The sequence below is a fragment of the Methylomonas koyamae genome, assembly GCF_001644025.1.
Classification (GTDB): Bacteria; Pseudomonadota; Gammaproteobacteria; order Methylococcales; family Methylomonadaceae; genus Methylomonas; species Methylomonas koyamae_A.
The window spans coordinates 1-9,147 of the sequence record NZ_LUUK01000024.1; the positions used below are offsets into that span (position 1 = coordinate 1).

The window sequence follows — 9,147 nt, forward strand, 5'->3', positions numbered from 1 at the left end:
AAGGAGCTTGCTAATCAGGAGGGGATATATTTGGAAAATCTCTCCAGCCCTCTTTTGCAAAGAGCGGAACAAATGGCGGGAGTTTTCCTCCGGAAGGATGACGATTAACAAAAGACTCGCCTGCCAATAATCAGCTTCACCCACTGACAAAGCGCCGCAGCTGCAACGGCTGGCGGCGTATGTTTTGTCCATCTCTTTTCGGTTGGTCATTTACCTCTTCTCCGGCAACACCTTTCCGAGTTAGTTAAGCCGGTATGACTCACATCAATGGGCCTTCGAAATTCCCGGGGCAGTTCACTCTGTGTTGTCGTCCGATAGGCGTTGACTACAAAACGCGGCGCATCAGTGTCTCATCGCGATTGGGTGCGGTGCCAGACCGCGACGCAATTCGTCGATTATCCTGGTTTTGTGAGAGTCGCGTTGAATAAGGCGGTAGGTTGAAGGGCTCAAACGCTCGGCGAGGTTTCTTAAGCTATGTGTTTTAACGCAATAAAAACAGGTGAAATCACTTACTTTTTTTACTAGTCGATTCGCAAAGCATTTCAGCAAACCCATTTTACGGTTTTGCTAGGCGAACATAGGGGTTTTTGGTTGTCTTTATTTAAAAAAATACACTAATTTTCAATTGGTTATATTTTTGATGATGGCTCGGTTGTTTCTAGTTTTTCTAAGTGGCGCGTTTGTTGCATTTAGTTGAAGCAATCTTATTGCTGCATAGATAACCATGATCTTAACGTCGCCTCAAACTCTCGCCGAAATCTCTACATGGCAAGCGCAATACCAGGGGGATTCAATTGCCTTCGTATTCGAAGAGCAGAGTTTGACGTTTCGCGAATTCGATCAACGGGCTAATCAAGTAGCGGCGGGTCTGTTAGCTGTCGGGATAGAGCCTGGGGCGCGCGTTGCGATATTGAGCAAGGACAGTATTAATAGCTACGAAGTGCTATTCGGTTGCGCAAAAGCCAGAGCGGTTTTAATCGGAATTAACTGGCGGCTGACCCCGCAGGAAATTCATTACATTCTGCAGCACGGCAACGCCGAGATTTTGTTTATCTCTCGGGAGTTACTAGAAAGAATCGGGGCCGTGAAAAGCGAATTGCCGAGTTTACGCAAGATTATCGTATTGGATGGCGAATTCGAGGGTTATTCGGGTTTTCAAAATTGGCGGGATCAATTTTCGCCGAATGGCGTCGGTCTGACTTATTCGCCGGATGAAGTCGTTGTGCAAATGTATACCAGCGGCACTACCGGCCATCCAAAAGGCGTGCAACTGCCGAATTATTCGTTCTTTAGATTGATGCAGGGAATGCGCGAGCAAGGCGATCATTGGATGAACTTGAATCCGGACGACAAATTGCTGATTTCACTGCCGCAATTTCACATGGGCGGAATTTGGTGGGCGATTCAGGGCTTCATCGCCGGCGCGCAAGGTTTCATTATCGATACGTTTATTGCTTGGAAGGTGTTGGAACTGATCGAACGTCACCGGATTAGCAAAGTGCCGATGGTACCCGCGATGATTCAAACCACTTTGGCGGAACCTTCTTGCGAAACCACCGATTTATCGTCGGTACGGGGTTTTTTATACGGTGGATCGCCCATCGCGCCTGCGTTGCTGCAAAAGGCGATGCAGCGTTTCAACTGCGGATTTTTCCAAATCTACGGTATGACCGAAACCGGCAATATGGCGGTTTGCCTGCGCCCCGAAGATCACTCGCCGGCACATCCAAAACGTCAAGAATCCGCGGGCAGACCTTTGCCAGGTGTGGAGATACGTGTATCGGATATATCAGGAAATGCCTTGCCGGCTAATGCGGTCGGCGAAATCTCGATTAAGTCGCCCGCTAACATGATTGGTTATTGGAACAACGACGAGGCAACCCGGGAGTGCCTGTCCGAAGGCGGATGGATTAGAACCGGAGACGCCGGTTACGTCGACGAGGAAGGCTATTTGTATATCTGCGACAGGATCAAGGACATGATTATTTACGGCGGCGAAAACATTTATCCCGCCGAAATAGAAGCGGCGCTGTGCGAGCACGAAGCTGTCGCCGAAGCGGCGGTCATCGGTATACCAGACGAGCGTTGGGGCGAGGTCGTCAAGGCGTTTGTCGTATTGCGGCCAGGCCAAGCGATTAAGGCGCGCGAACTGATTAACTTTACCCGAAATCGAATCGCCGACTTCAAGGCGCCAAAGTCGATCGATTTTCTCGAAAAGCTGCCTCGGAACCCGAGCGGCAAAATATTAAAACGAGAATTAAGAATGCCTTATTGGGCTGGCCAAGTTCGGCAAGTCAATTAGCGCGAGGCGGATTTTCGCCGCGACCGGGTTTCGTTAAGGCGTATTGGCGGAGCATTTTATGAACTGTTATCCGCCGGGAAATTTATAAAACCTTCACCTTTGGTTAGAGGAGAGTATGTATGAGCGTTGAGACCTTGGAAATGGAAGTGATCGAATCAAAATCCGGAAAAATAGGCGCCGAAATCCGTGGCCTGGATATCAATGGGTTGGCGGATGACGCGCCGGAACTGGGCATGATTCGTAGCTTGATCTACAAGAATAAACTGGTTGTACTGCGCGATCAGGAATTGGATGAACAAAAATACGTTGCATTCGCCCGTAAACTTGGGCGGCCGCAAGTCTATTTTCAGCCGCAATATCATCATCCGGATCATCCCGAGATATTTGTTTCTTCGAATGTGCCGGACCAAAACGGTAACAAAATCGGCGTTTCCGGTACCGGAAAATATTGGCATACCGACTGCGCGTTCGAAAAGAATCCCTTGTCGTTTACCTCGGTTTATCCCTTGATTTTCCCGAAAATGTCTAGGGAAACCTCTTACATCGATATGGTAACGGTATTGGAAAATCTGCCTGCGGATTTAAGACAGTATGTCGACGATAAAATCTATATCCATGCGGGGCAATTACGATACAAAGTTCAAGCGTCCGATATCGATAAATCGCTGGCCGAGCTTCTCGATAGGATTAATAGCGAAGTGCCGCCGGTCGAGCATCCCGCCGTTATTCAGCACCCGGTAACCGGTGAGTTTTCGCTTTACATCAGTAGCGGATTTACGACAAAAATCGCAGGTTTGACTCACGAGGAAAATCAGCGCGCGTTGACGGCGCTATTTGATTTTATCGAACGTCCCGAACACGTGCATACTCACTATTGGGAAGAAGGCGATTTGATTATATGGGATAACCGCTCGGTTATACACAAGGCATCCGGCGTCAAGCCGGGAGAAACCAGCAAAATGTATCGGGTCGGTATTTACGATGACTTGCCGTTTTACGTCGGTATCGGCAATTAACATTCGATACGGTTAGGTTGGTCGAAACTTGTTCTATTAACATTACTATTATTAAGGGTAGCGCGCATGATTACTAAGAGTAAGGGATTGGAAATTAACGAAGCGAAACAGGGTAAAATCGGTGCGGAAATTATTGGCTTGGATGTCAATAGTTTGTCCGAAAACGCGCCGGAACTGGCGCTGATTAGACAATTAATATATAAAAATAAATTGGTGGTCTTGCGCGGTCAGGAGCTGAATGCCGAAAGATATGTTGCATTCACTCGGAAACTCGGTCGTCCGCAAGTATATTTCCAGCCTCAATACCATCATCCTGATCACCCGGAAGTATTCGTTTCGTCGAATGTGATCGAAGCGGACGGCAAAAAACTGGGCGTTTCCGGCACGGGGCGGTATTGGCACACCGATTGCGCTTTCGAAAAGCATCCATTGTCGTTTACTTCGATTTATCCGTTGGTTTTTCCCAAATCGGCGAGAGAAACCTCTTACATCGATATGGCGGCGGTTTACAGCAAACTGCCGGATGAACTCAGGTCTTACGTCGAAACGGCTACCGCGGTTCATGAAGGTAAAATGCGCTATAAGGTTCAAGCGTCGGATATCGACAAATCGCTTGCCGAATTGCTCGATCGTATTCACAACGAAGTCCCGCCGGTTAACCATCCGGCCGTAATCCAACATCCGGTCACGGGCGAGAAAATCCTGTATATCAGTAGCGGCTTTACCACCAAGCTGGCCGGTCTGAGTTACGAAGAAAATGAACGGGTGATGCAGGCCTTATTCGACTTTGCGGAAAAACCGGAACATATTCACACGCATTATTGGGAAGAGGGCGATCTGATTATCTGGGATAACCGACCCCTGGTACACAAAGCGTCATCCATACAACCCGGAGAGAAAAGCAAAAGTTACAGAATCGGGATTTACGACGACTTGCCTTTTTATGTGGGAATTAACTAATGACTTCTATTTTGGAATTGCCGGAGCGGGAAGCGCTCAGTTTAACGGATATTGACGCTTCGTTTGTAAAAACGGTGTTGACGCCTTATCGGGAGAGTTGTCGGTACTTAAAAAAGGCGTATTTTCAACAGCAGGAAGACTTGGGTATTCAGGGTATGCTGATGAATGGCGAGTTTTCAATTCCGGAGTCTTGTTACATCGACGATACCGGGCATTTCAATGCCGTAGAATATAATATCTGCTACAACCAGATTGCTTACGTTCATTTGGGTTATTGCATAAAAAATGGATTAATTCCGGAGTTGGGCGACTACGATCCCGATTTGTTTTTTGAAAAACAGCTTTCGAATTTCTTGATTGCCAATCTCAATTCCGGTTTTCAAAGTCTGATTAACGCGAAGCGCTTCTACGGCACATTCGGTATTCATACCGTAAAAAAAACGTCCCGCTGTGTGTTTCTGAAAACATTTTGTCATTTTCACGATGACGAGGTCGGTAAATCCAAGGGTGAAGTGATGCTGGCTATATTGCGTCCCGGTCCTTAATAGCGTGAGCTCCGGCTTATAGCTAAAGGTGCTTCGAAACATTGAAAGCCGGCGGAATTAACGCGAGCAATGGTGTATCGGCAAAGGCTTGCTATCCGGGTTGGGACTGTCGCGATTTTGATGTTGGGGTATGAATAGCTTCCGGCATGGAATTCAAATTAAAACGGTATCGGATACGGCTAGTTATTTGCCGTTTATTTTTGCCGGACTTGGCATGGGTTGAGCGATTAATTTCCGGCGCCTGGTGAACAGATAACCGTCCGCACGCCCGCGTTTCAAGCTGCTTCGTATTTTGCCAAGACGCGCCAATGTGGCGGTCATCTTTAATTCGGGTTTTTTAGCTGTTTTCGCGCTAATTTTCGATCATTCTTAAATTATTTGCTTATATATCATGGGGACGGATATACAGTTTCCGCGAACGCGCGGCGAGTTCATCGACGCCAGCGGCGTTTTAGATCGGCTCGCCGTCGCGGGTTCCGGTTCGCGCCAAGCCCTATTGACCGACTTCATTCGCGATTTGTTGATTGAGTTTCTGGAGTTGGACAGCCCCAACGAGGTGGCCGACGATCAGAATTTCGCAGCCTTGGGCGCGGATTCGATGCAGGCGGTCGACTTCAAGGTAGAGCTTGAAAAGCGCTTGCAGTGCGCCTTGAGGTCGACGGTGCTGTTCGATTATCCCAGTTTGGATTTGCTCACGCGGTATTTGCTGGATGAGGTCTTGTCCTTCGGCGACGTTTCGTCGGTTGACGATCCCTTGGAATCAATCCCGACAGCCGTGAAGGGGCAAGGTCCCGAGCTCGATCCTTTCGCTATCGCCGTGATAGGCATGGCCGGCATATTTCCGGAAGCCGAGAATGCCGCCGCGTTGTGGCGGAAAGTCATTTCAGGTTCGCCGTTGCACGTCGCCAGCCATCCGGGAAAGTCGGAATTGACCTATGCTCGGGTCGATCCGGGCAGATTGCAGGCCCTGGAATGCCTGAAGATGTCGCGGGCCGACTTCGCGGCTTTACCGCGTCAGGAGCAGTTACTTTATCAATGCATCGAAGACGCGTTGCATGACTATCGGCTTGATCTGTCCGCGCTGATAAAAAGTACGACTGCTGTTTACATCGGCAGCCGGGATACGGTGCCGACACCGGATGTGGCCTACCAAATTCCGCTCGCCAACAAGGTTTCGTTTCAATTGAACCTGAAAGGTCCCAGTGAAACGATCAACACGTTTTGCACCAGTGTGTATGTTGCATTACATCGGGCCATACAAAGCCTGCGGGCCGGCGAATGTCAACAAGCGCTGGTCGGCGGCGTCAACGTGATCGGTGCCGACGAATTTACCGAAGCTTCCCGTCAGGGTTTGTACCGGGACATCTTGAGTCCGGACAATCAAACCAAAAGCTTTGGCGATGCCGCCAACGGCTATTTGCGCAGCGAAGGGGCCGGGGTGTTGATCGTAAAACCGTTGGCCGACGCGGTGCGGGACGGCAACACGATTCTGGGCTTGGTTAAGGGCTCGGCGGTTTATCACGGCGGCCGAGGTTATTCGTTCGAGGCACCGAATTCGCAGGGTCTTAAGGAAGCGATACGCTTGTGCTTAACGCGTGCCGACCTCGGCTCGGATTCTATCGACTATGTCGAAGCGCACGGCATCGGCAACCTGATGGCCGATGCGCTGGAGCTAGGCGCTATCGATCAAGCCTACCGGCAGGCCGGCGCCGATTCCGCCAAACGCTGGCATATCAGCAGCGTGAAGCCCAGTATCGGCCATCCGGAAGCCGCTTCGGGTATCGCGTCGATCATCAAGGTGTTGAAAGCCTTCGAGCACGGAGTGCTGCCTGGCGTGGCCGGCCTGGACGCGATCAATAGCGACTTTCCGGCCGGGCATGCCTTGACGCTGCAACATGAAAATCGTCCTTGGCCCGGTTCCGACCGGCCGAAACGCGCTGCCCTGAATAGTTACGCCATCGGTGGGGTAAACGCTCACATTGTTCTCGAGGAATACCGGCCCGATGCCGAGTTGCAAGCTCGGGCCGCCGGTCATTCAGCGCCGGTGACGGTAAAACCGCCGGATGGCTTGAGTCCGGATACGCCGACTTTGGCGGTCGTAGCCAAGCTGGTGAAAGACATTTTTAAGCTGGACTTGGCGACGCTCGATTTATCGCTGTCCCTGATCGATTACGGCTTCGATTCCATCGACGTGGTGCAGTTCGTCGGCCGCTTGAACGAATCTTTGGATTTGGACATCAAATTCAGCCAGGTGTTGGGGATAGACGATTTCGCCGGTTTTTTCGATTTGTTGGCTCGCCGACAGCAGCAAAAGCGCAAGGTGGCACATGACGCCGGCTCCGCACGCTCGCTGAGTTTGGCGTCGGAGATTCGCAGTCCGTTGTCCGAAGTGCAAAAAGGCCTGTGGTATGTCAACGAACTCGCGCCCGAGTCGATCGCGTTTAACGTGCCGTTGACCTTCAAGGTCCCCGGCGGCGTCGAGGTCGAAAAACTACAGCAAGCGCTCGCCGCGATGTTGGCGGAGTATCCGCTGCTTAGGGCGGCGATTATTCAGCGGAGCGACACCGGCGACAGCGAGCAAGTGATTCGGCCGCTGGATGACGGTCCTCTCTGCCATGAAATTCGCCTCGAGTTCGGGGTAATGCTGGATGATTGTTTGTGGGCGCTGTTGAGGCAGCCGTTCGATCTAGCCACGGAGGCATTGGTCAGGCTGTATGCGATCGACGCGGCGGATGCCGGGTCGTATGTGTTCTTTGTCATCCATCATATCGTCTTCGACGGTACCTCGGGCGCGTTGTTTATTGCGTCGTTTTGGCGGAAATATCATGCTTTGCTGGCTGGCGAAACCTTGGTTTGCCAAGCCCCGGACTTGGCTTTTCTGGACTACGTCGAATGGGAGCGCCGCTATCTGGCCGGTAGCGCCGGAGACGAGGATAGGCGTTGGTGGCGCGCATTATTGGCCGATCAAGCGGCGACCTTGAATCTGCCCTACGATCGTATGCCGCAAGCCAGTTTGTCGGCCGACGGCATCGGCTGTCGTAAATATACGCTGGACGACGCGACGCTGGCGGCTCTCAAGCAGTTGGCGACACGCTGCAAAACCAGTTTGGCGGTGCTGTTTCTGGCGACATTCCAGATTTTTTTGAACAAGCTCACCCAGGAATCGGCGCTGGCGGTCACCACGCCGGTGCGAGGACGGCCCAAGCAAGCGCACGAGCAGAGTATCGGTTGTTACATCAATGTGATGGTGGTGCCTTGCACGATGCAAACCGAGTTGGCCTTCGTGCAATGGGTCCAACAAGCCCGCCAACAATTTTTCGATTGCCTGGACCATGCGCACTATCCATTTCCCCGGTTGTTAGCGGATCTGGGATTGAATCTGGCCAACCCGCAAGAAAATCCGTTTCCGGTGTCCTACACCCACCAAAATTTCTTCGACGAGTTGTTGAACAACGCTGATGCGCTGCAAGGCGTGGAGACTTTGTACGAGGTGTTTCAACAAACCGAGGACCATTACACGCTGGAAATTTACGATTTCCGGCAGAGCCTGCAGATCAATATCAAGTACAAACGCAGTTTGTTCGACGACGCCACGATCACGCGGCATTTGGCTTGCTTCAAGCAGTTGTTGACCAGCGTAATCACCGACCCCGAGCAGGCTATCGGCGGCATCGAAATCGTTCCGCCGGCGGAAAAGCAATGCTTGTTGAGCGATTTCAACGCGACTCAGACCGCGCCGCTTGGCGAATTTTGCATCCACGACCTATTCGTCCGCCAAGCCCTGAAAAGCCCCGACCAGGTGGCGGTGATCGGCGACGAGCGGTCACTCAGCTATCGGGAGTTGCACGAGCAAAGCGACCGGCTGGCGAGCTATCTGCAAGAACGCGGCGTGGCGCCGGATACTATCGTGGCGGTGTGTCTGCGCCGCTCGCCGCTGATGCTGGTCGGCTTGCTGGGCATACTCAAGGCCGGCGGCGCCTATCTGCCGCTGGACGCCAATACCCCCGTCGAACGTAGCAAAGCCTTGCTACTGGACAGCGGCGCCCAACTGCTGCTGACCGAAGCCGGCTTGGCCGACGGCTTGGCTGAAATCCGCGCCGGTTTGGCGATTCAGACCCTGGCGCTGGATAGCGACTGGCCGCTGATCGCCCAGAGCGCCGCGCAACCGCGTCCCAGCGCGCGTCCCGAACATCTGGCCTACGTCATCTATACCTCAGGTTCCACCGGTCAGCCCAAAGGGGTGATGGTGGAACATCGCAACGTCGTCAATCACAATCTGGCGGTGATAGCCGCCTATGCTCTCAACGACCGCGACCGGGTGCTG

At 52.0% G+C, this 9,147-nt stretch carries 6 protein-coding genes; 5 read left to right on the forward strand and 1 reads right to left on the reverse strand.

Going from position 1 to position 9,147, the window contains the following annotated elements; genetic code table 11:
• On the reverse strand, positions 1-210 hold a 210-nt coding region (locus tag A1355_RS25955), incomplete at its 3' end, for a hypothetical protein (protein ID WP_231883525.1).
• Positions 211-724: 514 nt separating this feature from the next.
• Between A1355_RS25955 and A1355_RS02305 the strand changes: the two genes are divergently transcribed.
• The 5 genes from A1355_RS02305 to A1355_RS02325 all read left to right on the forward strand — a co-directional run.
• The gene (locus A1355_RS02305) at positions 725-2,302 is read left to right on the forward strand and encodes a fatty acid--CoA ligase (RefSeq protein ID WP_064024591.1); all 1,578 of its coding nucleotides are present in this window, start codon (positions 725-727) and stop codon (positions 2,300-2,302) included.
• 119 nt (positions 2,303-2,421) lie between these two features.
• Positions 2,422-3,318, forward strand: coding sequence for a TauD/TfdA dioxygenase family protein (locus A1355_RS02310; RefSeq protein WP_197471691.1), 897 nt, complete (start codon positions 2,422-2,424; stop codon positions 3,316-3,318).
• A gap of 66 nt (positions 3,319-3,384) precedes the next feature.
• The gene (locus A1355_RS02315) at positions 3,385-4,278 is read left to right on the forward strand and encodes a TauD/TfdA dioxygenase family protein (protein ID WP_064024593.1); all 894 of its coding nucleotides are present in this window, start codon (positions 3,385-3,387) and stop codon (positions 4,276-4,278) included.
• On the forward strand, positions 4,278-4,823 hold the full coding sequence (locus A1355_RS02320) for an FcoT family thioesterase (RefSeq protein ID WP_064024595.1): 546 nt from the start codon (positions 4,278-4,280) through the stop codon (positions 4,821-4,823). Before A1355_RS02315 ends, A1355_RS02320 begins: the two co-directional genes overlap by 1 nt.
• Positions 4,824-5,214: 391 nt before the next feature.
• Positions 5,215-9,147, forward strand: a 3,933-nt coding sequence (locus tag A1355_RS02325; RefSeq protein ID WP_157197707.1) for a type I polyketide synthase, incomplete at its 3' end; no start/stop codon positions are given.

What these genes read in the sequence shown, in the direction of transcription:
- A1355_RS02305 (WP_064024591.1), top strand. Translation starts at nt 725, where the DNA reads ATGATCTTAACGTCGCCTCAAACTCTCGCCGAAATCTCTACATGGCAA.
- A1355_RS02310 (WP_197471691.1), top strand. Translation starts at nt 2,422, where the DNA reads ATGAGCGTTGAGACCTTGGAAATGGAAGTGATCGAATCAAAATCCGGA.
- A1355_RS02315 (WP_064024593.1), top strand. Translation starts at nt 3,385, where the DNA reads ATGATTACTAAGAGTAAGGGATTGGAAATTAACGAAGCGAAACAGGGT.
- A1355_RS02320 (WP_064024595.1), top strand. Translation starts at nt 4,278, where the DNA reads ATGACTTCTATTTTGGAATTGCCGGAGCGGGAAGCGCTCAGTTTAACG.